Genomic DNA, 23,367 nt, shown 5'->3' with positions numbered 1-23,367 from the left:
GCTATTGCCTGAGCGCCTTTGAATTGAAATCATTGACCTGTCCACCAAGGTTGCTGGCGTCACCCGCCATCATCATTCCAAGCTCGAGGAGCGTCGTTTCCTCGGGCCGCACAATCCCCATGATCCTGCCCTTGAAGATCACGGCGATGCGATCACAGAGACGAAGAAGATCGTCGAGTTCCTCGGAGGCCAGAAGGACGGCGAAGCCCTCGGCACGCTTCTCCAGGATCTTCTCGTAGACGAACTCGGATGCGGCCACATCGAGGCCACGCGTGGGTTGATTGGCAAGCAGCAGGCCCGTGGCGTGGAGGAATTCGCGCGCAAGAATAACGCGCTGGGCATTGCCGCCTGACAGGCGCTCGACGGGCAGGTCCGCGGACGCCGTCACAATCCTGAATTCCTCGATCTTGCGCTCCGCCAATGCGTTGATCTTGCGGTGGTCGAGGAACGGTCCCCGTCTGTACTCCGGCTTGCGCTGCCACCCCAGCACCAGGTTCTCGGCCGTTCCGAACTCCGGGATCAACCCTTCGCGGAAACGGTCGTCAGGTACGAGCCCCACGCCCCTGTCGAGCATTTCACGCGAGGTTGGCGCCACGATCGCCTCGTCATCGAGGCGAAAGCTGCCCGAGTTCAACGTCCTGACGCCCATGAGGACTTCAAACAGCTCCTTCTGGCCGTTGCCCGCGACGCCTGCCAGACCAAGGATTTCGTTTTCAGCGATGGTGAAGGTGACATCGCAAAGGACTTCCTCCCCCCACTCTCCGATGGCTCCGGCGCGCTCGACGATAAGGACATCGCGCCCGGGCGCGACGGACCTGTCGCGGACGTGCTTCGTCACCTTGTGCCCGACCATCAGTGCCGTAATGGCCTCCGCCGTCGTTGTGGATGTCTCGACTGTGGCAACGACCTTGCCTTTGCGAAGGATCGTCACGCGATCGGATTGCATCACTTCACGCAGCTTGTGGCTGATCAGGATGATCGACAGGCCCTGGCGGCGCATGCCGTCAAGAATGACAAACAGCTGGTCGGACTGCTGCGGGGTCAAGACGGCCGTCGGCTCGTCCAGGATCAAAAGCTCTGCACCGAAATACAATGCCTTGAGGATCTCGACCCACTGCTGTTCGCCGACGGAAAGCTGCCAGATTTCGCGATCGAGATCGATCTCGATGCCGCAGCGACGACAAAGTGCCTCGACCTTGCGCCGCGCCGCTGATTTCGAGAGGAACATTCCGACGTCGGGACTACCGACTATGATGTTCTCAAGAACGGTGAAATTGGTGACGAGGACAAAGTGCTGGTGCACCATGCCTATCCCCAAGCGCAACGCATCGGCCGGCGAGTTGAGCTCGGCCACCTCCCCCTTGAAGCGAATGACGCCACTGTCCGCGCGATAGTATCCGTAAAGGCAGGCCGACAGTGTCGACTTGCCCGCACCATTTTCACCAAAAAGACAGTGAATTTCGCCCTTGCGCACCTCGAGATCGACGCTGTCGTTCGCGGTGACGGCTCCAAACCGTTTGGTCAGGTTCTGTACGCTGAGAAGATTTTCCATCGAAGATACCAGCCCTGTTACATCGTCGGCCCTATTTTACCTCCGCAGTGTTGAGAGGCACCACGAACGCGCCGGAAATGATCTTCTGTCTCGTCGCAGCAAGCTCTTCCTTCAGCGCCGCCGGAAGCTTCGCATCAAAGTCGTGATAGGGTGCGATATCGACGCCGCCTTGGCCCATGGAGAACCATTTCGGCTCCGTGTTGCCGCTATATTGTTGGCCAGCCTTATGATTGCGCCACTCCGAAATGATCCATTTGATATCCGGCTGCCAATCGATGATCGCGCTCGAGGCGATAGCGTCAGGCGCAAGTTTGCTCTGGTCGTTGATGTTGGCGAAGCACATGATCCGGTGCTCCTGGCAGGGCTTGAAGTTGTCCGTCAGCATGAAGACGACATCCGCACCCGACGCGATCTGGACGTTGGCGTGTTCGGCGGCCAGCGCATTGTCGGACCAGGAACCGATAAAGGAGACACGGTGCTTAACGTCCGGCCTGACCGATCGCGCACCATCAAGGAACGCATTGATCTGGTCATTGACATCGTCGGCCGCAAACGTGCCGACCAATCCGATCACACCGGATTTGGTCGTGCGGCCCGCCATCATGCCGAGCAGATAAGACGGTTCGTGCAGGCGCTTGTAGAGCCAGTACTGATTGGCGCCGAGGGGCAGATTGCCCGATCCCGTGACGACAAACATAATATCGGGGAATTCGCCGGCGAGTTTTTTTACCTGGTCGGAGTATCGGCCATGGGCCCAGATAATGTCGTACTCGCCGCTTTCGGCATAAAAGCGCATGGCGTTTTCGGCGTCATCGTTCCACATCGGGTCCGTGTATTCCCACGACAGTTCAAGTCCGTCGGGTCTCGCCTGCTTCACCTGCTCCAACGAATCCAGCAACGTCCGTGTCCAGCCGATATCGGTTCGGCTCTCCAGGATGAGTGCAATCTTCAACGTATCAGGTTCGGTCGCAAATGCGCGATCGAGGGCAGGCAACAAAAAGGTAGCCATCGAACCGAAGATTGCGGCGCGGCGTGTAATGCTGAACGGCATGGTGGTATTCCTCCTGTTTCAGCCGGAAACCTTGATGGTCACCAGCGGGCGATGCAGTCATCCGCCTTGCTGGCGGCATCGTCTGCATCGACGCGAAGATTTCCTGCCAACGGCTTCCCCTTTTGGTTTTTTGTCGCCGCTGACATTGGGTCTTTCTCATTGCTGTAACAGGCTTTCATGAACTGGCCTGAGCAACAATGACTGCTATTTTTGCGTGGCATATCTCCAGTTAAGCTTGGTGCAATTGCTGGTCGCACCGGTCACCGACCGTCGATGAGGACACCGTAGCGAAGGCCGCGTTCACGAAGCCACCGGCGATAGGCGGCGGAAGCAGCGTCGGCGCGGATGGGAACTTCCGAACGCGAATCCAGAGGCAACCGCTTGGGCACCTGGTTTTCCAAGATCGGTTTATCCTGTCCCAGGATCGTCTGATGGAAGCTGCGCATCGCGGCCAGATCCGTGACTTCGTCAAGAAGACAGATGACGATATGCACGAGCACGCAGTCTTCATCGACGGGCTGGCCGAACAGAGCGATGACATCGCGACGGTCCGGGCGCGTTGACCCGGTCTTATAGAGAACGGCGCAGAACGGATGCGGGATTCTGTAGACATATTCGGTGTCGGCGCCCGCCTCGGAGCCGGCATTGGCCTGCGGTTGATAGAATTCACAATCGGTGACCAGGATTTCTGGCGGATCCGAATAGACGTCGACCTTGTAGGGTTTCACCTCGGTATGAGGCTCTTCCCCAAGGATACCTGTGTGGACGAACGGGAAATGCCCCATGTCCAGAAAGTTCTCGACGGCGCGCGGCGCTGAAACGCCAACGCGGGTGACGCCTTGAACGATATGGCTGCGGTCCGGCTCGTCGAATTCAGGTATCAGGAAGAGATCGCGGGAAGGATTGCCCAAGGTTGCCCAGAGATAGCCGAACCGCTGGATGGTCGGCAGCTCGCTGCCGGATGCCTCAGAGGCATTCGGCGCTGCCGGATGTGGCGGCTCATGCCACGCCCCCAGTCGATCGCCGTGCCGGCCAATCAAGATCTTCTGACCGAGAAGTACGGTTGGAAACATGCCGGTGGCCGGAAGCTCCGCAAGCGACGCGACGACATGCCATTCATCGCGTGCGATCGGGTCGATGTGACTGAGGTTTTCCATGTCGCAATCCCGTAGATGTTTGCTGCTGTTGTGCGCACCGTCCGTGTCGGGTGAAGATGCTGTCCGAAATTGTCATCAAAAGCAGACATTCGACCATGCCTGCGCTTGGCGATCGGATACCGCAAATTCGCCTGTCATTGAGGGTGTGCCGGCGCCAGGACCGCTGTAACCTCAGCCGTTCAACATCTTCTCGCGAAGCTCGGTCGGCGAGCAGTCGTAGGCGAGTTTGATCTGGCGCGAGAAATGGTAAGGGTTCTTGTAACCCACCTGGTAGGCGATCTCGCTTACGGACAGCCCGCTGCGCTGAAGGAGATGGGCGCCGTAGTCGAGCCGACAGCGCCAGAGATACCGGGCCGGCGTCATTCCCAGATGTTTCTTGAAGGCCGACACCAGGTATTGCGGGCTGACGCGAACCTGTTGGGCGACGCGTTCGATGGACACGTCCGCGGCAAAATTTTCATCGAGGAAACGGCGAGCCTGCAAGATCGTCTGGGGGATCGGTCTTTCCTCCGCAACAACTTCCGCCTCGTAGATGAAGGCATTGAGAAGGGTGTTTGTCAGCGCCTCGCGAAGTCCGCCGCGGCCATCCCGATCGCCGATGCCGAGATCGACACCAAGTTGCATCAAGGTCTGGACCTGCGGCGAGGCGATAATGAAAGGTGCATATTTGTGGCGCTCTTTATAGAGCCACGCCGCATTTTGCGGTCTGCCATCGCACCAGCTGATGTGGGTCAAGGTCTGCGGGGCCGGCGTCGTGAGATAACGGTCCCGGGTCAACGACAGTGCACATTGTCCCGCCTCCAACTGCAGGGTGGTTTCATCCGCCTCGATCCTGAGCGAGCCAATATGCACGACGATGAAGGCGAGATAATCCCCCTTGATCGGGCCATACTCCCCGCCGTTTTCGTAGGAGATCTCCCCAAACGTGTTTTCCCGGCTGAGATCTATCGGTGGAAGTCGCATCGAAGCCTTTCAAAGCACCTGGCGGATTTTTCACCGGACCTAGGTCCAGCTACCATGGTCGATACTCATGGTTATCGCCGGCGCGATCAAGCGCCGAACGATAACGAGGGGGACAAATCTGGGGCATCAGTTCAAGCCCTGACCTCAACGCTCCATTGAATAGATCGGAAAGGCGGCACAGAGATCGTGGACCGACGACCGTGCCCGCCGTTCCTGCTCCGCGCTATCCTCAGAGCCGACGGTGTCGAGGACATCGGCAATGAGGCCGCCCACCTGGGTAAACTCGAACTCGCGGAAGCCGCGTGTGGTCGCCGCCGGCGTTCCGAGCCGGATACCCGATGCAATCGCGGGAGGAGCCGGATCGAAAGGGATACCATTCTTGTTGCAGGTCAGCCCGGCCCGGCCCAGTGCCTCTTCGGCATCCTTGCCCGAAATACCCTTGCTGCGCAGATCAACCAGCAGCAGATGCGTGTCGGTGCCTCCCGAAACGATGTCATAGCCTCGCGCAGACAGCGTCGCTGCAAGCACCTTGGCATTCGCAATCATCTGGCGCGCATATTGACGGAAGTCATCTTCGAGCGCCTCGCCGAGCGCGACTGCCTTTGCGGCAATGACATGCATCAAGGGGCCGCCTTGCAAGCCGGGGAATACGGCTGAGTTCACCTTTTTCGCGATGTCCTGGTTATTGGTGAGGATCATCCCGCCGCGTGGCCCACGCAGTGTCTTGTGCGTCGTTGTGGTGACGACATCCGCCACCTCCAGCGGGTTCGGATGCACCCCTCCAGCCACCAGACCGGCGAAATGCGCCATATCGACCATCATCACCGCCCCAACGGTATCGGCGATTGCCCGAATCCGTCTGAAATCGATCAGACGCGGATAGGCCGAACCGCCGGTGATGATCAGCTTCGGGCGCGTTGCAATTGCCTTGTCTTCGAGTTCGTCATAGTCGATCAGGCAATCGCTCTCTCGAACGCCGTATTGAACGGCGTTGAACCATTTCCCCGACAGGGTCGGCCGGGCCCCGTGGGTGAGATGGCCGCCGGCCGCAAGCGACAGGCCCATGAATGTATCGCCAGGTTTTAGGAGCGCCAGCATGACCGCACCATTGGCCTGCGCTCCGGAGTGCGGCTGGACGTTGACGAACGATGCGTCGAACAACATTCCTGCCCGCTCGATTGCGGCCGCTTCCACCAGATCGACGAACTGGCAGCCCCCGTAATAGCGGTGCCCGGGATAGCCTTCCGCATACTTGTTGGTCATGACAGAGCCTTGGGCGGCAAGAACCGCCGGTGACACGATGTTCTCCGAGGCTATCAATTCGATCTCGGTGCGCTGCCGCACCGTTTCGCGCGCGATCGCGCCGGCAATGACGGGATCATGCTTGAGCTGTCTCTCGAACAGAAAGGACATCTGTTTTCTCCTGGGGCAAAGGGAGGCGTGGCGACAGGTCGCCGCTGCGCCGATTGAAGGGGATTTGGCGCAACTGATCAGCTGACCACGTCGGGCGGTTCGCGGCCACTGAAGAACGCCTTCAAGTTCTCGATGACGCGCATGCCCATGGCGATGCGCGTTTCCTGGGTCGCACTTCCAAGATGCGGCAGCAGCACGACGTCCTGCCGCTCGGCCAGACGGCCGGGAACGCGTGGCTCACCTTCAAAGACGTCCAGTCCCGCTCCCGCGATCCTTCGCGCCTCAAGCGCACGGACAAGGGCGTGCTCGTCGACAACGTCCCCTCTGGCGGTGTTGATGAGGAACGCCGACCATTTCATGCACGAGAGACGACGATCGTCGATCAGGTGATAGTTTTCGCCGCCTCCGGGGCAATGGAGCGAGACGAAATCGGCAGCCGCCAGCACGTCATCGACGTTCGGCAATTGGCGCGCGGGCACATCCAGACCGGTAATCGGGTGACTGTCGTAGAAGACGACGTCCATACCGAAGCCAAAGTGGCATCGCCGCGCCATGGCCTGCCCGATCCGCCCCATTCCAATGATGCCGACTGTCTTTCCAGTGACGTGTGTGCCGCAAAGATGTGTGGGACGCCAACCGGTCCATTTGCCCGAGCGTAACTCGCGCTCCCCTTCCCCGGCCCGCCGCGCGCACATCAGGAGGAGCGTCATGGCAAGGTCGGCGGTGGCGTCCGTCAGCACGCCGGGCGTATTTGTGACGGTGAGCCCCGCCTTTGCTGCCGCTGCTATATCAATATGATTGAAGCCGACGCCGAAGTTGCCGAGAAACTTTGCTCGCACCTCTCCTTCAAAAAGGTCGGCGCCGATCCTGTCGGTTACCGTTGGCAGCACCGCATCGGCTTCTTCGAGCGCGGAGCGCAACTCGCGCCGGTCGTAGGGCTGGTCGGTCTCGTTGAACCGCACATTGAATTCCGCGGCCAACCGGTCTTCCACCTCCGTCGGCCAGCGGCGGGTCACGACGACTGTCGGTTTCACGATCCTCGCCCCCCTCATGCCGCACAGTCCTGAAGGTCGCCGGCGGCAAGGCCGATCTGCGCGCGGTACCACTCCTGCGCCGCCGCGACGCCGGATCCGGCCTCGATCCTTGCACCTGCGTCACGTAGGGACATCTCGGCCGCGGCAAGCGCCGACAGACACATAACCTCGTTCAGGTCGCCAAGATGGCCGATCCTGAACACCCGACCGGCCACCTTGGAGAGCCCGGCCCCGAACGAGGTGCGGTACTTGGAATAGCCGTTCGCGATGACCTGCTTGGCATCGATGTCCTCAGGAACGACGATGGCGGACACCGTGTCGGACCACCATTTTTTCTCGGTGGCACAGAGGCTCAACCCCCAGGCATGGACGCCACGGCGAACACCTTCGGCAAGGCGATTGTGCCGCGCAATGACTGTATCCAGACCCTCTGCGAAAATCAGGTCCAGCGACGCTCTCAGGCCAAGCAGCAGCTGTGTCGGCGGTGTGTAAGGGAAGTAGCCGGTGGCTGACGGCGCCTTCATGTCCTCGAAGCTAAAGTAGCAGCGCTCAATCGTCGAACTTGCATGCGCCTCAAGCGCCTTTGGGCTGACGGCGAGGATACCGAGGCCTGCCGGCAGCATAAGGCCTTTCTGCGAGCCGGTAACGGCGAGGTCTACACCCCAGTCGTCCATCCGGAAATCAATGGATGCGATCGAGCTGACACCGTCGACGAACAGCAAGGCGTCATGACCTGTATCATCGAGTGCTGCCCGCACCGCGGCCACATCCGATGTCACGCCGGTCGCCGTCTCGTTGTGCGTGACGAAGACCGCCCGGATCCGGCGGTTCTTGTCGGCATCCAATCGTCGGCGGTAGGCCTCGACCGGCACGCCCTCACCCCATTCGACGTCGATGCAGTCGACATCGAGCCCGAGGCGGCGCGCCATATCTGCCCAAAGATGGGAGAACTGGCCGAAACGCGACATCAGCACCCGGTCACCGCGGTTGAGGGTGTTGGTTATTGCGGCCTCCCATGCGCCCGTGCCCGAGCCCGGAAACAGGAAGATCGACCCCGTGGTGGTCTTGAAGATCCGCTTGAGATCGGCAAACAACGGCAGAACCAGGTCCGGAAAGTCCGGTGCACGCATATCCTGCATGGGCACGTTCATTGCGCGACGCACCGCATCGGGAATGTTTGTCGGGCCAGGCACGAAGAGATGTGATGTTCCATTTCGCATTAGGTAATCCTCCCTTTGATATGACGCGCAGCAGCCGGCGCTAGCCTTGGCTTCGCGACACATTTCTCATTCGATCGCCTAAGGCGGCACGCCTCAGGCGAAGACGACAGTCTTTCTTCCGTTGAGCATGACGCGCGCTTCCAAATGCCGCTTGACGGCGCGGGCCAGAACACGGCTTTCGATATCCCGGCCGGCGGCGACGAAATCGTCGACGCTCATTGCATGCGAGACGCGCTCGGTTTCCTGTTCGATGATCGGCCCCTCGTCGAGGTCGGCGGTCACGTAGTGAGCCGTCGCGCCAATTAGCTTGACCCCATACTCATGCGCCTGGTGGTACGGGCGAGCTCCCTTGAAGCTCGGCAAGAAGGAATGGTGGATATTGATGACCTTGCCGAACAGCCGGCCGGCCAGATCGTCCGAAAAGACCTGCATGTAGCGCGCCAGAACAACCAGATCTGCGCCCGTATCCTCCACGATCGCGAAGATATGGTCTTCCTGCTGTTTCTTGTTTTCCGCTGTAACCGGCAAAAAATGGAAAGGCACTCCCGCCCAGGCGGCCGTCTCTAGGCTATCCTCGTGGTTAGAAATGACCGCCACGATCTCGGCATCGAGCCACCCGACGCGGATCTGATAAAGCAGATGCAGGAAGGCATGGTCGAATTTGGAGACCATGATCACCATCTTCGGCGGCTTTCGGCAGTCGAGCAGCCGTCCCTGCATCTCAAATTGCCCAAGGACGGGCGCCAGCCTCAATTCGATCAACTCGGCCGATGCCTTAGCCGATGCTGTAAACGCGATCCGCATAAAGAACCGGTTGGTAGCGCGATCCCAGTATTGGCTGCTCTCAACGATGTTGGTTCCAAGGTCGAGAAGCTGTGAGGTCACCGCCGCCACGATGCCAGCCCTGTCGGCACAAGTCAGAGTAAGAACGAACAGCTGCGCTTGGCCGTTCATCGTCCTTTCGCCCGCATCTGCCGGACCTCCCGATAATCACCATGCCAGGCGAGCGTCTTCTCCCACCCGCCAAACGGAAAGAAATGCAGGTGCATCGGGGTAAGCGGCGTCGGGTAGGCCGACGCAATGGCGTCGAGCACATCGCCCGGATTGCGGTCGGCGACAATGTTGAGAAGTCCGCTCGCCGAGCGCCTGAGAGCCGCTATCGACGGCCCCACGCCGCACATGGCGGCAAAGCGGATCAGTTTCGTCAAACTTGTCACACCGGCGAGGCCCACATGGACGGGAACCTCGGGAAAGTCGCGGTGCAATTGTTTTGCCCAAGCGCCGATCATGCCGCCGTCGAAGGCGAACTGTGACACGATCCGAGGCTCGAGCGACCGGCGCGCGCAGATCTCAAGCTTACGCTTGAGTGCATCCTTGAGCCGATCCTCGGAAATGTTTGGATGCCCCTCCGGATACCCGGCGACAAAGGCGGTTCTTATCGAACTGTCCGCCAGCACCGGATGGGAAAGCAGTTCGGCGGATTCACCGAGGGGCCCCGGAAAAAGCGCAGGATTGCCACCAAGAAACAGTGCTTCATCAATCCCGTTGCGATCATGGGCCCGAACGAGAGCGACATAGTCCTGTTCCGCCCTGAAATTGCGGGCTGCCAAGTGCGGTACTGCCACATAGCCCATTTCCGTGATGCGCGCCGCCGCCTCGACCTGCAGTGCCTCCGGCTTGCCGGCAAGATGGGTCAGGAAAACCCTTGATCCCAAAGGAAACGTCTCGGCTCGTGGCGCGAAGTTGCGGACCTGTTCCGGGGCAAGTTCGATCGATATGGCCGCCTTTATGCCGCCTGCGGGATGAACCCTTGTATCAGTGCATGCTTCAGCTGGATTGGTCATGGCGTTGCCCGGATTTCAAGCATGCAGATCCGTTGGTCGCAGCGAATTCTGCGACCATTGGTCCGCGGATTGTTGATGGAGATAATCGGCTGTCTGATCAGCCGAGCATCTAATTGCTCAGTTGCCAGCGGCACGCCGCAATGAGAGGAACGGCAGGGCAATGACCCGGGCGGCAATGTCGAGCGATTTCCCGCCATCTTCCCAACGCAGCGTCACCTGCGTGCCCACCCTCTCGAAGCCCGGCTGCAGATGGCCGAAACCAATGAGCTTGCCCAGCGTGGGCGACCAGGCAACACTGCTGGCGTGACCGATCTCAGACGAGCCGTCAAAGACAGGTACCGGATACCAGCGCACACGACGCAGGTTGCCGGGCTCCTCGTTTTCGATCCCAGTGCCGGCGAGCTGTTTCCAGTCGATCTCCAATCCCACAAGCTGGCGATGCTGGCCATCTTTCGACATGCGCTCCAGGGCGGCCTTGCCAATGAACTCCGGCTTCTTGAGATCGATCAGGCGGCCAAGACCGAGATCATAGGGGGAAGCACGGAATTTGCCCGCAGCCTGAATACCGGCACCGCCGTGGTCCGGTCCGGCGCTGGTGTAGTCGTAGCCGACAATCAGAAGGCCCGCCTCGAGCCGTGCGACGTCGAGCGCCCAAGCGCCAGCCGGACGGATACCGAACGGTCGGCCTGCCCTCTCGACCGCATCCCACACAGCCGCTCCGTCGTCAGCCTTGACCCACAGCTCGTAGCCGTGTTCGCCGGTAAACCCCTGGCGCAGTATTTCCACTTGCTTTCCAGCGATGGTGACGACGGCAAGGCGCGAAAAGGGTAGTTCCTGAAACTCCGTCTCCGTCACCGCCGCCAGAACTTCGCGGGAACGCGGTCCCTGCAATGTCAAAATGCCGTAGGCATCCGTGATGTCGGTGACGTTAACGTTGAGGCCCTTCGCGTGTTCGCTCCACCACGTAAGGCCGGGATCGGCCGAAACACGAAACGTCGTCTCATCCATGCGAAAGACGAGGCCGTCCCCGACGACATTGCCGTTCTCTTCGCACCATGGTGCGTAATAGATCTGCCCAACCTGGAGTTTCTTGATGTCCCTCGGGATCAGTCTGTCCATCAGCACTTCGGCGTCGGGACCCGCAATGACGTATTTGGATAAGGGTGACATGTCGCCCATCGCGACAGCCGTACGGATTGCCGAGAGCTCCTCGACCATATCGGAATAGGCATCGACGACCATGTTCCGGTCCCAGCGCATCCAAAGCGCATTCTGGTTCAGGGGAGCGGTCCGTTCGACGAAAGGCGTTCCGCGAAACGCAACCCGCACGCCTTGAGCAGTCGTCAAACCGGTCGTGAATTTGATGTCGTCCATTGAATTGCCCTCTCCTCCGTCGCGCCCTATTGAGGGTGATCCCTCGCGGCGGCTTTTAATTGAACTGGTGGAAAGCTTTTCATGGAGAGGCCAAAGCCGGAATGCCTGTCGTTGTGAACGACATACCCGCAATTCAATTCACCTGAGATCGGCGACCCGAGGGGCCGTAGCCCAGATGCCAGCGACGTCGCGATAGGCCCTCGTTTTCAGGTTTCCCTCTGCCTGACAGGCCCGCTGCGTTGCGGAGCCGGCAGCAAACTACAGTGGGCCGCGCTCGACATCGAGGACGGCAAAGTCGTAGCGACCTATCTCGGCCATCGCGGCGTTAAAGTCGAAGATCTTGGTGAGCGGTCCCTGGATATTGGGCAATGGCTAGGTGTCGCCGCGAACCGCAATGCTACTCTCCTCTTGGCGATCAGCTATCAGACTTGACCTGGACCTGACGAGCCGCAGCGAGATCATTTTGGTTCCCACCCTTCGGCATATGACCGAACATGTGCGGCTTGATCTGGTTGATCCAGGAAACGGCGGCCGGCTCCTTGCTCCACAGCGTTCTGGCGAAAGGCACAAGCTGCTCGCCAACGAGGATGCCAAGAAGGCCGACGAGCGCGACGACCGGCGGGGCCGGCGAACGCACGTTGAGGAGGCTATAGACAATACCGACCAGCAAGCCGGCACCGATGGACATGAGGTAGAGTTTCATGGAATTCGTCCTCGCTGAGATGAGATTGCCGCTGCGACGGGCTTGTCCTGTCGGAGCGGCTGTTCTTGCTGGGTTACTTTGCCGGGTTCGGGCCAACCCGCTTGCCGTGCGTGACGCGTTCAGCGGCCTTGTGGACCATGGTGTAGGCATAATCGATGCCCATGCCGTAGGCGCCGGAATGCTCCTTCACCAGCGTGGTGACGGCGTCATAGGTTTCCCTCCGCGCCCAGTCGCGCTGCCACTCAAGGAGGACCTGCTGCCAGGTCACCGGAATGACGCCGGCTTGAACCATGCGGTCCATTGCGTACTTGTGTGCGTCGGCCGAAGTGCCGCCGGACGCGTCGGCAACCATGTAGATCTCGTAGTCCGGAACATCGCGGAGAGCCGAGAGTGCGAAGGTCGTGTTGCAGACTTCGGTCCACAGACCTGACACGACAATCTTCTTGCGGCCGATGGCAGCATTCTTCGCCAGCGCATCACGGACGTTCTGGTCGTCCCACGAATTCATCGACGTGCGCTCGAGAATTTCGTTCTCCGGGTACAAGGCGAGGAGTTCCGGAAACGTGTTGCCGGAAAAGGAGTCTGTCTCGACAGTGGTAATGGTCGTCGGGACGTTGAAGATCTTCGCTGCCTTTGCGAGGCCGACGACGTTGTTCTTCAGCACTTGCCGATCGATCGACTGGACACCGAATGCCATCTGCGGCTGCTGGTCGATAAAGAGGAGCTGGCTGTTGACGGGGGTCAGGACTTCGAGCTTGGACATTCTAGTTCTCCGTTTGATGTTTGGTGCCGATGATCGGTGTTTGAAATTGATAAGCCTTCCCCGGTCGGCTGCCTTGCTCAGGCAGCCGGCTAGAAAGGTGAAGATGTGTGTTGATCAGGGGACCGGTTCAGATCGGCTCTATGCGGCAAGCGGAACCAGGTTTTCTTCGATCTGGTCACGGAAGGCTTCATATCGGTTCGGAAGCTTGAGCGCTTCGCCGAGATGTGCGGTGTCTTCATCACGATCGAAGCCGGGCTCGTTGGTCGCAATTTCGAACAGGATCCCCCCCGGGGTCCGGAAATAGATCGCCCAGAAGTAATCTCGGTCGATGACCGGCGTGACCTGGTAGCCGGTATCCATCAACGCCTTGCGCACTTCGAGCTGCTTTTCGCGGTTGTCGACGGCAAAGGCAATATGGTGGACCGAGCCGGCACCTTGGCGGGCAAACGGTGTTTTCGGAAGCGCTGCTAGATCGATCGTATCGGCACCGTTGCCGCCGGGGATCATAAAGCGGGTCACGTCGCCTTCGGTCTCGGCACGTTGGTAGCCCATGAAGCCAAGCAGTTCCTCCGTAGCCGCCGTGTCATGCAGGTTGAAGCGGGCGCCGGCAAAGCCGCGAATGGCCGTCTGGTCTGAGATGCCCTCAGCCATCCAGGGGGCACGGGTGTCATCGGCCGTTTCGACCAGGGCGAGCCCGTCGCCATCAGGTCCGATGAAACGGAGGCGGCTGGCGCCGAACGCTGCGTCTGTTTCCAAACCACCGACGCCCTTGGCAACCAGGCGATCCTTCCAGAAGCCGAGCGAGCCCTTGGGGATGGAAAACTGGGTCTCGCCCACCTCGCCCACACCTGGACGGCCAATCATCATATTCTGGAACGGAAAGTAGGTCATGACCGTGCCGGGCGTCCCGTTCTCGTCACCATAATAGAGGTGATAGACACTGGGATCGTCGAAGTTGACGGTCTTCTTCACGCGGCGCAGTCCGAGGGCGTCGGTGAAAAACTTGTTGTTTTCGCGCGCATCCGACGCCATCGAGGTAACGTGATGCAGTCCCTTGATATCCTTGATCATGGCCGGTGCCTTTCTTCGTTGGCTTTGTCCGTTTCGATGGAAAAAGATGTAACCGGGTTGATGGAATCGCGGAATTGCAATATTTCTTCCGATTGAATTGCTATTTTTGAAATAATCGAGATGAACGACTACAAAGCCCTCCGAACCTTCCTATTCGCCGCCGAAAAACGTAACTTCGCTCAGGTCGCCCGCGAACTCGACATGACGCCGGCAGCCGTGACCCGTGCCATCGCTGCGCTGGAGGCCGAACTTGGCGTGCAGCTCTTCGTGCGCACGACAAGGCAGGTTTCGCTGACAACTGACGGAGCGATTTTCGCCGCGCAGATCCAGCCGGCCGTGAAGACGCTTGAAGATGCACGGCGGGATGTCATGAATGCGCACAAGGCTGATCAGGGACGGTTGCGCATCAGCGCGCCGACCTGGTTCGGCAAGGTCGTGCTCCCGCCGATCCTCTCGGGCTTCAGGGAACTCTATCCAAAGATGAGCTTCGAGATCTCGCTATCTGACGGTCTGGTGAACATCGTCGACGACGACTATGACCTTGCGATCCGCATTTCCTCGCAGCCATCGGATAAGTTCACCATCTGGCGCAAGATCCGGGTCGTGCCGCGCATTCTCGTTGCCGCACCCGGAAGCCGGTTTGTCGATATACAGCATCCCAGCGAACTGACGCCCGACGATTGCCTCGCCTATAGCGGCGAAAGCCGGCGGGAAAACTGGGTTTTGTCGGACGGCGGATCGAGCATAACGATCTCGGCGGGCCGGGCGTTCAGTGCCAACAACGGTGAGGTTCTGGCTGACATGGCAGCTGATGGTGCCGGAGTGGCGATGCTGCCTGGATTTCATGTCTCGGAACATTTGAAAACAGGCCGCTTGGTTCACGTCCTGCGTGGATGGGCGCCGCCCGATCTGTGGCTGACGCTTTATTACCCGCCCTATCAGGCATTGCCGCCCCGCATTGCGTCTTTCTCGAAATTCTTCGAGGAGCAGGCGGCAGCTCAGATGGTGATGCTAGACTGAGGCAGCGGTTTCATGACCCCGCGCGCGAGGCCCCTCGCAGTATGGAATCTGACGCGTTTTATAGGATTAAGTGGGTGCGGCCGTGGCAGGTTTTGCCGCGGCCGCAACTTCTACATCAAGACCGAACGAAGGCGAGAAGGTCAGCGTTCAAGGCGTCGGCATTCACGGTCAGCATGCCGTGCGAGAAGCCCGGATAGGTCTTGAGCGTGCCGTTCTTCAGAAGCTTGACCGACTTCAGCGCCGAGTCAGCGATCGGTACGATCTGGTCGTCCTCGCCATGCAGGACGAGAGTCGGAACAGTGATCGCCTTCAAGTCCTCGGTCTGATCGGTCTCGGAGAAGGCTTTGATGCCGTCGTAATGAGCCTTCGCGCCACCCATCATCCCTTGACGCCACCAATTCTGGATCACGCCTTCCTGGACTTTCGCACCGTCACGGTTGAAGCCATAGAACGGACCGGCCGGGACGTCGCGAAAGAACTGCGCGCGGTTAGCGGCGAGCGCCGAGCGGAAGCCATCGAACACTTCCATCGGCAGGCCTTCAGGATTGCTTTCAGTCTTCAGCATCAGCGGCGGAACGGCGGACACGAGGACGGCCTTGGCGACGCGGCCGGATGGTTCGCCATGCTTTGCGACATAGCGGGCGACTTCGCCGCCGCCGGTGGAGTGGCCGATATGAACGGCGTTCTTCAGGTCGAGGGCTTCGACGACCGCAAAGGCGTCTGCGGCGTAATGATCCATATCGTGACCGTCGGAAACCTGCGCCGAACGGCCGTGACCCCGGCGGTCATGGGCAACGACGCGGTAGCCGTTGGCGAGGAAGAACAGCATCTGGGCATCCCAATCGTCCGACGACAGCGGCCAGCCGTGGTGGAATACGATCGGCTGCGCATCCTTCGGGCCCCAGTCCTTGTAGAAGATTTCGACGCCGTCCTTGGTGGTGATGGTGCTCATTGCATTGTCCCCTTCGATTGAGTTGGTGGTGGAAGCAGCTGCGTTGGCTGCAAAGCTGAATGATGTGGAGAGCGCCATGGTGGCGGCAGCCGCCGCTCCGGAAAGCAGCGCGCCGCGGCGCGTCATGGAAAGAAATTTGTCGGTCATATTCGCGTCCTGCGATCTTTGTCTTTTGCCCTCAGCCGACGCTGTGTTCGCCTGATGAAGGGAAATTGCCACCAATCCGGAGCGACAACAATTGCATCAATGGTTTCGATTCCATTGCGTCGTTTGAAATAATATGGAGGGCGAAGGGTACCATCCTCCCGCGTTGATGCTAGGACAGCGTTGATTCTGATCTTACAATTGACGTGAGCGACCAAGCGCTTTTACGGCCAAAGCGAGTAGCGGCAAGACACCGCCCACGAGGCTCACACCGAGCCAAGAGCCATTTTGCCAGGCAACTGAAGCAAGTGCCGATCCCGCCGCGCCGCCAAGAAACATTCCAGTCATGAAGATCGTGTTCAGGCGGCTTCGTGCATCCGGATTGAGTGCATATATAATGTGTTGATTGGAGACCAATGCGCCCTGAATGCCGAAGTCGAGGACGATGACGCCGATGATGAGAGCCACGATCGAAGCCCATGCTCCAAAGATAATCCAGGACACGACAGTCAAGGCCGCGCCAAGCCAAACAACGAAATGCGGTCCACGCTTGTCGGCAATGCGACCCGCCACCGGAGCAGCGAAAACGCCGACCGCTCCCACGATACCGAAAAGCCCGGCAATATCGGCACCAAGGCCGAAGCTCGGGCCCTGAAGGTATAGCGCAAGTATGGTCCAGAACGCGGTGAACGAAGCGAAGAGGGCGGCTTGTACGAGGGTCGCTGTCCGAAGAGATGGCTCACGTGTCCAGAGGTGCCCCAGCGATTTGATCGCATTGCGGTAATGCAAGCGAGACGTGGGAGCATGATCTGGAAGCGTCGCGAACATCATCGCGGCGGCCACCAAGGCCATCGGCACGCCAATCCAGAACATCTCGCGCCAGCCGGCATGTTCGCCGACAAAACCAGATAGGGTTCGGCTGAACAAAATGCCCGACAGGACGCCCGCCATCACGGTTCCGATGGTCGCCCCGCGCTTCTCAGCAGGTGCCAATGAAGCCGCGAAAGGAACGATCTGTTGCGCTACCGTCGAGCTTGCTCCAACCAGAAGGGAACTAGCGACCAATATCCACGCGGACGAGGAAACAGCCGCTAGGGACAGCGCGATGGCAAGGATCAGAAACTGTCCAATGATGAGCTTGCGACGGTGGACCAGATCGCCAAGAGGCAGAAGAAGGAAGAGACCGAGAGCGTATCCCAACTGGGTGGCGGTCGGTACTAGAGCGGTTGCGGACTGGCCGGGAAAATCGGCCTCGATGATACCTAGCATCGGCTGATTGTAATAGATGTTGGCGACAGCGATGCCGCTGGCGGTGGCCATGGCGAGCAAGCCAACTCTACTCAATCCCGTAGGCGTTTTTGCATTCACGGTCGTGATTGTCATTTCCGGAGCCTTTCAAGCTATGAGATCGCGACAGATGTAGCTTTGCATCGCCTTCCGTTGTAGTATTGGCTAATGTTGAGCCTGTTTATCGAAACCCGTTATAATGAACACTGACGACATCGAGGTCTTCGTGGGCGCTGTTTCTTCCGGAAGCATATCCGAGGCAGGGCGCCGTCTGGGTTTAATGCCGATGGCGGCGACGCGTCGCCTCTCCGCGCTGGAAGCAACGCTTGGCGTGCGTTTGCTTCACCGGACGACTCGTTCACTGTCGCTGACGCCCGAAGGCGAAACTTTCCTTCCGTACGCTCAGGCCATCATTGAAAATGAACATCAAGGCCGCGCACAGGTTCGCGCGGACACGCTTGGCGCAGCGGGGCTTCTTCGCGTCTCGGTGCCAATCGTATTTGGCGTGAAGATTGTGACTCCGCTGGTCTCAGCTATCCTTGCGGCTAATCCAGAACTGCAGATCGCCCTGGATATGAACGACCGCCTGCCTGATCTGACGGCTACCGGAACCGATTTGGCAATCCGCATCGCGCGTCTAAAGGACAGCAGCCTGATCGCACAAAAACTGGCGGATAACCCACGAACGCTTGTTGCCTCGCCGGGCTATCTTGAGCGGCGTGGGATGCCGCGTTCCATCGATGACCTCGCTCACCATGATTGCCTTCCTATGACAGGAGTCACGCATTGGACCTTCGTCGCCAGTGGCTCCGAAACCCATGTTCGCATAGGCTCTCGGTTTTCTTCGAGCAGCATCGCTGGATGCCAATCTGCTTGTGTCGCCGGGGCTGGGATCACCCTGCTTTCCGAATGGGCGATCGCCGATGACGTACTCGAAGGGCGGCTGCAGCGCGTGGTCCTCGATGACGCCACTCCTGAAGAAATTGGGATCTGGGCAGTCTACCCGACCACCAGGAACGTCCTGCCCAAAGTGCGCGTGTTCGTCTCCGCTCTGCGCCTTGCATTACAGGCGGAGACCAATGCTCGTTAGAGCGTGACAATCACGGAACGAAGCGGCCTTTTCTTTGTGCGCCACAGGGCTCTCTGCCAACGGCGGTTGACGCACGCAAATCTCAGCTGGTTCTGCAGATGAGTTGCCCCAACACGTCGAATTCAGAGCGGACAGCAAGCCTTCGGGATGCAACACTAATCGCTGTCGTTTTCGTCGATGCCTTCCGCAGGCGCCGGGACCAATCGAGATGCTAGGCATTTTGAGAAAATGCTGCTGGAACACGCCACAATCTCCAAGGTCTCAGTGACAACAAAAGCCGCTGAGACCTTCTTCCGAGGCAGTTAGCTCTCGTGAAGAGCCTTCGATGTCATGGCGCGTCAGATTTCCGTTACCGCTGGGCGACCGGGCGCACCAGCGGCGTCACGCGGCGGATGGTCACGCGGCGGTTCTCCTCCTCGGGCTCCTGCGTGCGGATCTTCAGGAAGCGCTCACCATAGCCTTGGGTGACCAGGTTTTCCGCCGGGATGCCATAGACCTCGGTCAGGAGGACTGCGACGGACTCGGCACGCTCATCGGAAAGCACCAGGTTCGAGCGGTCGGAACCGACGGCGTCCGTGTGCCCCTCGATGAAAAAGGTCTCACCGGGATCCTTGTCGAGAACCTTCTGCATCGCGTCCGCAACGTTGCGCAGTGTCTTGGCCTGCGACATCGACACTTCGGCACTAGCCGTCACGAAGTGGATCGTATCGAGATCGATGCGTCGGACCTTGTCACGGAGACGGGCCGAATTGCGGACCTCATCGATCGTATAGACCCGCTCGACGCGTTCGACCGGTGGCTCGGACAGGAATTCGTAGTAGTCCCGATCCGGTTCCTCCGCGTAGTCGACGATGTAGTCGTCGACCGGAATCGCCAGGCGCATCGGCGGCAGGTCGTAGCCGACGTCGACGATCCCCGGACGTCGTTCCTCCTGATATTCCGGCGCGTACATCAGCACATACTCGTTGCCGTCGCTGTCGACGCGCGACCGCTGCAGGATGTTGCCGTACCGGTCGTAGACCGTGACTATGCGATAGCCGCCCGGGCGGACGATCGTTTCACGAACGCGGCCGCGCGCCAACTGATCGTAGTAGGTCTCCTCCGAATCGCGGCGGAGCCTTGGCCGATCGTCGCCACGCACGAAGAACTGGTCGCCGACGCCGAGGACGACGCGATCGTCGATCCTCTCGACCACCTGCACCTCGGTCACATCATTGTTCGTGGTGTTGTTGATCACCGTGTTGTTGATGACCGTGTTATTGACGATGTTCGTCGTCTCCGGGACCGCGAAGACTGGCGCCGCTTCGACGCGTTGGCCTTCTTCGTTGATCGCGGCCTCGATCCTCTGCGGGACCGCCTGCAGCACCTCGGCCGGAATCTCCGCCTGGGCCGCGGCATCGTCGGTCGGCGGCGCTATGTTCTGCTCCTGGACGCGCAGCTCTTCGCGCTGCTTGCGCCGAGCCTCTCGCGCCCGGTTGCCACCGGCATTGTCGGCGTCCTTGTCGCTGTCGAGCACAGCCGCGCCGTTATCGACCGGAAGCACTACGGTTTCATCGGTCGCCGCCGGATCCTGGGCGATCTTGCGCTTCTGTTCCTTCGTGCGCTTGTCGACGACGATCGGAGCGGGCTTGGCCCGAGGCTCTTCACCCTGGAGCTGCTCGGCCGTTGCGGGTTGTTCGGCCCCCGGAACCGGTTGCTGCTCGCCCTCTCCGGTCCGCGGCGTCGGCTGCTCGGCGGAGGGTTGATCGGCTGTAGTTACGCCTTCCGGTGCGGCACGCTGTTCGAGGGCCTTCTGTTTCTCGGGCTGCTGTCCGTCCGCCTGCTGCTTGCGCTTCTTTGGCGCAGGTATCTGCTGCTCCTCGGCCTGCTGCGGTGTGCCGTCCTCTACGGCGGGCTGCTCTTCGGCTTGCTGTTTGCGCTTCTTGCGCACCGGCTCTTCTACCTGTCGCTGCGGCTCTTCGGCCTGAGGTTGTTGCTGTTCTGTCTGCCCTTCCTCGGCGGCATGCTGCTTCTTGCGCTTCTTGAGCAGCAGCAGGTCCTCAGGCGACTGCTGGTCGGCCCCTTCCTGCGCTACCTGAAACGGCGCCATCAGGCTGTCGGCCAGCGCCGGCTGAATCGCGAATGATACGGCGAAAACGGGCAAGGCCACTGTTGCGAAAAGTTTGGTTCGAATCGACATGATCTTCCTTCGTCTTGTTGGGAGTTCCCCGCGCCAGTTGCGCGTATCGCCCGCATCAAAGTCGGTCGAGCGGCGTGCCCGCTCGCGCACAATCCCGGGGGGCCATGACCTGCGGTTCCGACTTTTTTGTGTCAGTCAAACACTAGTCCCAACGCCGCAGCTACCGATCGGTTCCGCTTGTAGGCCTATCCCGAACCTGCCGACTTATGCCGAAGAGAGACCCGAAGGCTTGGTGGTCAACAAGCGCGTGCGGGCGATGTCCCGTCCAATTTAAAACCAAACGTCGACCAATTTAAATTCCAAGCCATCCGGTCATCGCCCGCAGCTTGCTAGTTCAGCCGTTCCATCCGACGATCCAGTCCAGCGCCACGCACGGCGACCGCTCGGTGCGCCGAGGTGAGGCGGGCAGGCCTGCTACTGCCCCGGGTCGGCGGTCCGCCGTAGCGTTGTCAGCGGCCAGCCCAAATAGAAGGGCTGCGTATATTCGCGCGCCCTAATGGAACTTTTAGCATCAGGTCCGATTCTACAATTATTCACGGAAGGAGCGAATTAGTGGCCCGACCCCAGACTGCAGCAATGCATCGACAAGTGCCTCCGCTGCAATTCCGTCTGTCCCTCGACCCGATGCACAGCGAACTGCGAGCGCCTGGCCGATATGAGCGTTCGTGTCGAGACTTGCGGCAGATGCACGGGTGGCTGCCGCCGGCGTTGGACGGATGGTTATTGATGTAAGGGCGGCTGTCAAAGGCTTGCGATGGCTGGCGATTACGATGGTCTGCGCCAGCTGTGCTACCTGTACATCCACACAAGCGCCGCACAAGAACCGCAGCAATGGATATACTTCCGAAATTGTACACGGCGTGAAGGTGAGCACGCGGGGCGCCTACGGCAAAAATATTCGCAAGGGTGGTGGCCGCTATATGGTCGGTAAGCCCTATGTGGTGAAAGGCAAGCGCTATTATCCGAAGGAAGACCCGAACTACGACAAGAAGGGTGTCGCTTCTTGGTACAGCTCGGCCTTTCGCGGGCGGCGGACCGCAAACGGCGAAATTTACGATCCGGATCACCTTTCCGCCGCGCATCCGACCCTTCCCTTGCCCAGCTATGTGCGGGTGACCAATCTTGAAAACGGTTCTTCGCTCATCGTGCGCGTCAACGATCGCGGTCCGTTTCATCGGGGTCGCATCATCGACGTTTCCAGCAAGGCAGCCGAACTGCTGGACCTGAAGCCCCGTGGCACGGGCGCCGTTCAGGTGCAGTATGTGGGCCGCGCCCGCCTGGGCGGACAGGATATGCCCTATCTCATGGCCTCCTTTGTGAAGAAAGGTGATCGCTTCCCGGCCGTCAATCCGGACCCTCAGATCGCAACCGGCCTACTGGTGGCGTCGAAGCAGGCGAAGGGCGACCATTCACGGAGCGACGGTCAGCCCCTCTGGCCGATGTTGCCTGAGATCGGCCACCTTACATTTGAACGGCCGTCCGAATACGCCTGGGCCGGCGGCCTGGGCGGCGATGCAGATGTCAAATATTGCTTGGACAAGGACATTGATGACGGTGCGCGCGACATGTGCGAGATTCAAGTTATCCCTCTGCCGGGTGGCGATCGCGATCGGCGTCTGATCGGTGTGATCTCTATAAGGCGACGCCGCTCTCGTTGTCTTGCGCACCAACACCGCGTCAACGTGATAGGATCGGGTCAAGCGGACAACATCAGGGCCAGCGGTCATAACGCATAAACAGGCCGGAGACATGACTGCACCCGACCCGCAAAGCTCAAACATGCCCAAAACCACATTGCCAAACGGGCGTCATCCAGACATGGCGTGACCGCCCGCAGGCGACATCCGGGCGGAAGCGGGCGGCCGTCGAGTTAACCGAACGCATGATTGTTGGAGCGCTGGGCATGCTAAGCGCCGAGCTCGCGCCTTGCCGCCTCGGTCTCCATCGCCAGATCGAGCACCTTCTGCAGGTTCGCCGCATGGCGGAAGCCGGGCTCGACCGTCTTGGCATCCCGAACCGCGGCGACGAAGCGCTGGTAGTTGGTCGGAACAGTACCGGCACCGACATCACGCCAGGTTGCCGTTTCAACATCCGTGCCGAGGCAGGCGCGAAGCGTCGAGCCATCGGGCGTATGGACAACCTCGATCGCCCCCTTGTCGCCATGCAGCCGCAGCCGCAGCTCGTTGAGATGGCCGGTGGCCCAGCGGCTGGCATGGATCACGCCCATGGCGCCGTTGCTGAACTCGGCCGTCATGACGAAGCTGTCGTTGGCGTCGAGATCATATTCGCCGATCCGGTTTCCCGGCGCCTTGTCGAAGGTCTTCAGCCGCGCGAAGATCCGCTCAGCGTCGGTGCCGGCGCCATAACCGGCGAAGTCGAGGATATGGATGCCGACATCGCCGAGCACGCCGTTCGAGCCGTGGTTGGTCGACAGCCGCCAGAGCCATTGCGATTCCGTCGCCCAGTCGCCCCACGCCTTGGAGACGAGCCAGCTCTGCAGATAGGACGCCTCCAGATGGCGCAACTGGCCGACATCGCCGGCCAGCACCA

Annotated in this window: 20 protein-coding genes; 3 read left to right on the top strand and 17 right to left on the bottom strand. The window is 60.0% G+C overall.

Annotated elements, in window-relative coordinates; genetic code table 11:
* Nucleotide 1: 1 nt before the first annotated feature.
* From BKP54_RS32965 to BKP54_RS32905, 13 genes are all read right to left on the bottom strand, one after another.
* Nucleotides 2-1,552 (bottom strand): ABC transporter ATP-binding protein, encoded by a 1,551-nt coding sequence (locus BKP54_RS32965; protein ID WP_084815593.1) that lies wholly within the window; start codon nucleotides 1,550-1,552, stop codon nucleotides 2-4.
* A gap of 31 nt (nucleotides 1,553-1,583) precedes the next feature.
* Nucleotides 1,584-2,603 (bottom strand): BMP family protein, encoded by a 1,020-nt coding sequence (locus BKP54_RS32960; protein ID WP_084815592.1) that lies wholly within the window; start codon nucleotides 2,601-2,603, stop codon nucleotides 1,584-1,586.
* 260 nt (nucleotides 2,604-2,863) lie between these two features.
* A complete protein-coding gene (locus BKP54_RS32955) occupies nucleotides 2,864-3,760 on the bottom strand; it encodes an aromatic ring-hydroxylating dioxygenase subunit alpha (RefSeq protein WP_084815591.1) in 897 nt (298 codons plus the stop codon).
* Between the two features lie 171 nt (nucleotides 3,761-3,931).
* On the bottom strand, nucleotides 3,932-4,723 hold the full coding sequence (locus BKP54_RS32950; RefSeq protein WP_084815590.1) for an AraC family transcriptional regulator: 792 nt from the start codon (nucleotides 4,721-4,723) through the stop codon (nucleotides 3,932-3,934).
* Nucleotides 4,724-4,867: 144 nt separating this feature from the next.
* Nucleotides 4,868-6,136 carry a serine hydroxymethyltransferase gene (gene glyA, locus BKP54_RS32945; protein ID WP_084815589.1) on the bottom strand — a complete coding sequence of 423 codons (1,269 nt, stop codon included), beginning with the start codon at nucleotides 6,134-6,136 and terminating at the stop codon, nucleotides 4,868-4,870.
* A gap of 77 nt (nucleotides 6,137-6,213) precedes the next feature.
* Nucleotides 6,214-7,188 (bottom strand): D-glycerate dehydrogenase, encoded by a 975-nt coding sequence (locus BKP54_RS32940; RefSeq protein ID WP_084815588.1) that lies wholly within the window; start codon nucleotides 7,186-7,188, stop codon nucleotides 6,214-6,216.
* On the bottom strand, nucleotides 7,185-8,390 hold the full coding sequence (locus tag BKP54_RS32935; protein WP_084815587.1) for an aminotransferase class V-fold PLP-dependent enzyme: 1,206 nt from the start codon (nucleotides 8,388-8,390) through the stop codon (nucleotides 7,185-7,187). Before BKP54_RS32935 ends, BKP54_RS32940 begins: the two co-directional genes overlap by 4 nt.
* Nucleotides 8,391-8,483: 93 nt before the next feature.
* The gene (gene purU / locus BKP54_RS32930; protein ID WP_084815586.1) at nucleotides 8,484-9,344 is read right to left on the bottom strand and encodes a formyltetrahydrofolate deformylase; all 861 of its coding nucleotides are present in this window, start codon (nucleotides 9,342-9,344) and stop codon (nucleotides 8,484-8,486) included.
* Nucleotides 9,341-10,234 (bottom strand): methylenetetrahydrofolate reductase, encoded by an 894-nt coding sequence (locus tag BKP54_RS32925; RefSeq protein WP_128090560.1) that lies wholly within the window; start codon nucleotides 10,232-10,234, stop codon nucleotides 9,341-9,343. Before BKP54_RS32925 ends, purU begins: the two co-directional genes overlap by 4 nt.
* A 117-nt stretch (nucleotides 10,235-10,351) precedes the next feature.
* Nucleotides 10,352-11,608 (bottom strand): aminomethyltransferase family protein, encoded by a 1,257-nt coding sequence (locus BKP54_RS32920; RefSeq protein WP_084815585.1) that lies wholly within the window; start codon nucleotides 11,606-11,608, stop codon nucleotides 10,352-10,354.
* A 415-nt stretch (nucleotides 11,609-12,023) separates the two neighbouring features.
* Complete coding sequence (locus BKP54_RS32915; RefSeq protein ID WP_057211176.1) at nucleotides 12,024-12,311, bottom strand: XapX domain-containing protein; 288 nt, start codon at nucleotides 12,309-12,311, stop codon at nucleotides 12,024-12,026.
* Between the two features lie 73 nt (nucleotides 12,312-12,384).
* Nucleotides 12,385-13,074, bottom strand: a complete 690-nt coding sequence (locus BKP54_RS32910) for a hydrolase (protein ID WP_084815584.1) — start codon at nucleotides 13,072-13,074, stop codon at nucleotides 12,385-12,387.
* Between the two features lie 138 nt (nucleotides 13,075-13,212).
* Complete coding sequence (locus BKP54_RS32905; protein WP_084815583.1) at nucleotides 13,213-14,145, bottom strand: VOC family protein; 933 nt, start codon at nucleotides 14,143-14,145, stop codon at nucleotides 13,213-13,215.
* A gap of 120 nt (nucleotides 14,146-14,265) precedes the next feature.
* Between BKP54_RS32905 and BKP54_RS32900 the strand changes: the two genes are divergently transcribed.
* A complete protein-coding gene (locus BKP54_RS32900; RefSeq protein WP_084815582.1) occupies nucleotides 14,266-15,165 on the top strand; it encodes a LysR family transcriptional regulator in 900 nt (299 codons plus the stop codon).
* A 115-nt stretch (nucleotides 15,166-15,280) separates the two neighbouring features.
* On the opposite strand, the gene BKP54_RS32895 is transcribed toward BKP54_RS32900, so the two are convergent.
* On the bottom strand, nucleotides 15,281-16,264 hold the full coding sequence (locus tag BKP54_RS32895; RefSeq protein ID WP_084815581.1) for an alpha/beta hydrolase: 984 nt from the start codon (nucleotides 16,262-16,264) through the stop codon (nucleotides 15,281-15,283).
* Between the two features lie 192 nt (nucleotides 16,265-16,456).
* Nucleotides 16,457-17,644 (bottom strand): MFS transporter, encoded by a 1,188-nt coding sequence (locus BKP54_RS32890; protein ID WP_084815580.1) that lies wholly within the window; start codon nucleotides 17,642-17,644, stop codon nucleotides 16,457-16,459.
* A gap of 103 nt (nucleotides 17,645-17,747) precedes the next feature.
* Here BKP54_RS32890 and BKP54_RS32885 point away from each other — a divergent pair, with 103 nt between their 5' ends.
* The gene (locus tag BKP54_RS32885) at nucleotides 17,748-18,638 is read left to right on the top strand and encodes a LysR family transcriptional regulator (RefSeq protein ID WP_084815579.1); all 891 of its coding nucleotides are present in this window, start codon (nucleotides 17,748-17,750) and stop codon (nucleotides 18,636-18,638) included.
* A 349-nt stretch (nucleotides 18,639-18,987) separates the two neighbouring features.
* Here BKP54_RS32885 and BKP54_RS32880 read toward each other — a convergent pair whose 3' ends face one another.
* Nucleotides 18,988-20,817, bottom strand: coding sequence for an OmpA family protein (locus BKP54_RS32880; RefSeq protein ID WP_084815578.1), 1,830 nt, complete (start codon nucleotides 20,815-20,817; stop codon nucleotides 18,988-18,990).
* A gap of 716 nt (nucleotides 20,818-21,533) precedes the next feature.
* On the opposite strand from BKP54_RS32880, the gene BKP54_RS32875 reads away from it, so the two are divergent.
* Nucleotides 21,534-22,553 (top strand): septal ring lytic transglycosylase RlpA family protein, encoded by a 1,020-nt coding sequence (locus tag BKP54_RS32875; protein ID WP_084815577.1) that lies wholly within the window; start codon nucleotides 21,534-21,536, stop codon nucleotides 22,551-22,553.
* Nucleotides 22,554-22,723: 170 nt separating this feature from the next.
* On the opposite strand, the gene BKP54_RS32870 is transcribed toward BKP54_RS32875, so the two are convergent.
* Nucleotides 22,724-23,367: Gfo/Idh/MocA family oxidoreductase (locus BKP54_RS32870; RefSeq protein WP_143347949.1), on the bottom strand; the 644-nt coding region annotated here is incomplete at its 5' end.

Origin of the sequence: Ensifer sp. 1H6 (assembly GCF_001976035.1) — a bacterium.
In the GTDB taxonomy this organism is placed as follows: Bacteria; Pseudomonadota; Alphaproteobacteria; order Rhizobiales; family Rhizobiaceae; genus Ensifer; species Ensifer canadensis.
This window is presented reverse-complemented; position numbering and strand designations above follow the sequence as displayed.

Excerpts from the sequence above, each read along its gene's own strand:
- BKP54_RS32965 (WP_084815593.1), bottom strand. The coding sequence starts at position 1,552 with ATGGAAAATCTTCTCAGCGTACAGAACCTGACCAAACGGTTTGGAGCC.
- BKP54_RS32960 (WP_084815592.1), bottom strand. The coding sequence starts at position 2,603 with ATGCCGTTCAGCATTACACGCCGCGCCGCAATCTTCGGTTCGATGGCT.
- BKP54_RS32955 (WP_084815591.1), bottom strand. The coding sequence starts at position 3,760 with ATGGAAAACCTCAGTCACATCGACCCGATCGCACGCGATGAATGGCAT.
- BKP54_RS32950 (WP_084815590.1), bottom strand. The coding sequence starts at position 4,723 with ATGCGACTTCCACCGATAGATCTCAGCCGGGAAAACACGTTTGGGGAG.
- glyA (WP_084815589.1), bottom strand. The coding sequence starts at position 6,136 with ATGTCCTTTCTGTTCGAGAGACAGCTCAAGCATGATCCCGTCATTGCC.
- BKP54_RS32940 (WP_084815588.1), bottom strand. The coding sequence starts at position 7,188 with ATGAGGGGGGCGAGGATCGTGAAACCGACAGTCGTCGTGACCCGCCGC.
- BKP54_RS32935 (WP_084815587.1), bottom strand. The coding sequence starts at position 8,390 with ATGCGAAATGGAACATCACATCTCTTCGTGCCTGGCCCGACAAACATT.
- purU (WP_084815586.1), bottom strand. The coding sequence starts at position 9,344 with ATGAACGGCCAAGCGCAGCTGTTCGTTCTTACTCTGACTTGTGCCGAC.
- BKP54_RS32925 (WP_128090560.1), bottom strand. The coding sequence starts at position 10,234 with ATGACCAATCCAGCTGAAGCATGCACTGATACAAGGGTTCATCCCGCA.
- BKP54_RS32920 (WP_084815585.1), bottom strand. The coding sequence starts at position 11,608 with ATGGACGACATCAAATTCACGACCGGTTTGACGACTGCTCAAGGCGTG.
- BKP54_RS32915 (WP_057211176.1), bottom strand. The coding sequence starts at position 12,311 with ATGAAACTCTACCTCATGTCCATCGGTGCCGGCTTGCTGGTCGGTATT.
- BKP54_RS32910 (WP_084815584.1), bottom strand. The coding sequence starts at position 13,074 with ATGTCCAAGCTCGAAGTCCTGACCCCCGTCAACAGCCAGCTCCTCTTT.
- BKP54_RS32905 (WP_084815583.1), bottom strand. The coding sequence starts at position 14,145 with ATGATCAAGGATATCAAGGGACTGCATCACGTTACCTCGATGGCGTCG.
- BKP54_RS32900 (WP_084815582.1), top strand. The coding sequence starts at position 14,266 with ATGAACGACTACAAAGCCCTCCGAACCTTCCTATTCGCCGCCGAAAAA.
- BKP54_RS32895 (WP_084815581.1), bottom strand. The coding sequence starts at position 16,264 with ATGACCGACAAATTTCTTTCCATGACGCGCCGCGGCGCGCTGCTTTCC.
- BKP54_RS32890 (WP_084815580.1), bottom strand. The coding sequence starts at position 17,644 with ATGACAATCACGACCGTGAATGCAAAAACGCCTACGGGATTGAGTAGA.
- BKP54_RS32885 (WP_084815579.1), top strand. The coding sequence starts at position 17,748 with ATGAACACTGACGACATCGAGGTCTTCGTGGGCGCTGTTTCTTCCGGA.
- BKP54_RS32880 (WP_084815578.1), bottom strand. The coding sequence starts at position 20,817 with ATGTCGATTCGAACCAAACTTTTCGCAACAGTGGCCTTGCCCGTTTTC.
- BKP54_RS32875 (WP_084815577.1), top strand. The coding sequence starts at position 21,534 with ATGGTTATTGATGTAAGGGCGGCTGTCAAAGGCTTGCGATGGCTGGCG.